Below are 1236 nucleotides of genomic sequence, written 5' to 3'. Positions count from 1 at the left end.
TGTAGTGGTCTACTGATTCCGGACACCCATTTAGGGCGAGAATGCTCGCCATAGAGAGGTGTCTGATGACCAAGCAACGTCGTTCCTTTACGCCCGAGTTCAAACGAGAGGCCGCCTGCCTGGTGCTCGATCAGGGCTACAGCCATATCGAAGCAGCTCGTTCACTGGGAGTGGTTGAGTCGGCCCTGCGCCGTTGGGTAAAACAGCTTCAAGAGGAGCGCGTGGGCGTTACCCCGAAGAGCAAAGCACTGACGCCCGAACAGCAGAAAATCCAGGAGCTGGAAGCCAGGATCGACCGACTGGAACGGGAGAAAGCGATCCTAAAAAAGGCTACCGCTCTCTTGATGTCGGACGAGTTCAATCGTACGCGCTGATAGACCAGTTAAGTGAGCGGGAGTCGGTGGAAGTGGTCTGTTCAGCCTTCGGCGTGGTGCGGTCTTGCTACTACGCCCATCGGCTTCGACGCTGCCGTGTTGATGCATGCCGCGTTGCACTGCGCAGTCAGGTTAACCAGCTGTTCAACCAGAGTCGAGGCTCGGCTGGCAGTCGCAGCATTCTGGGTATGCTGCGTGAGGATGGCGTCAGCATTGGCCGTTTTCGTGTGCGTCGGTTGATGCGTGAGTTGGGCTTGGTCAGCAAGCAGCCAGGCTCGCACGCATACAAGCAGGCTACGGTTGAGCGACCAGATATCCCGAACCGGCTGAACCGCGAGTTCACCACTGAGCGCCCCAATCAGGTGTGGTGCGGCGACATCACCTACATCTGGGCACAAGGTCGCTGGCATTACTTAGCGGCGGTGTTGGATCTGCATACAAGACGAGTAGTCGGCTGGGCGATTTCTGCCAAGCCGGATGCTGAGTTGGTGATCAAGGCGCTGGACATGGCCTACGAACAGCGTGGCAAACCGCAGCAGGTACTGTTTCATTCCGATCAGGGCAGCCAATACGCTAGCCGCCTGTTTCGGCAACGGTTGTGGCGATATCGGATGGAACAGAGCATGAGCCGCCGGGGCAACTGCTGGGATAACTCGCCGATGGAGCGATTGTTCCGCAGTTTGAAATCGGAGTGGATTCCACAGACCGGTTACCTGACAGCTCAGGAGGCCCAACGGGACATCAGTCATTACCTGATGCACCGCTACAACTGGATCAGGCCGCATCAATTCAACGATGGGCTACCGCCTGCGGTGGCCGAAGAAAAACTTAACCCACTGTCCGGGATGGGTTGACCACTACA

At 57.4% G+C, this 1236-nt stretch carries 1 protein-coding gene; it reads left to right on the top strand.

The window, feature by feature from the left end; translation table 11 throughout:
* The first annotated feature begins 65 nt into the window (after window positions 1-65).
* A protein-coding gene (locus tag EC839_RS24065; RefSeq protein ID WP_085982656.1) for an IS3 family transposase occupies window positions 66-1228 on the top strand; the annotation gives its coding sequence in 2 pieces (ribosomal slippage) (window positions 66-321 and window positions 321-1228; 1164 coding nt in all).
* Window positions 1229-1236 lie beyond the last annotated feature (8 nt).

Origin of the sequence: Pseudomonas sp. JUb52, assembly GCF_004341115.1 — a bacterium.
Lineage (GTDB): Bacteria > Pseudomonadota > Gammaproteobacteria > Pseudomonadales > Pseudomonadaceae > Chryseomonas > Chryseomonas oryzihabitans.
This window is presented reverse-complemented; position numbering and strand designations above follow the sequence as displayed.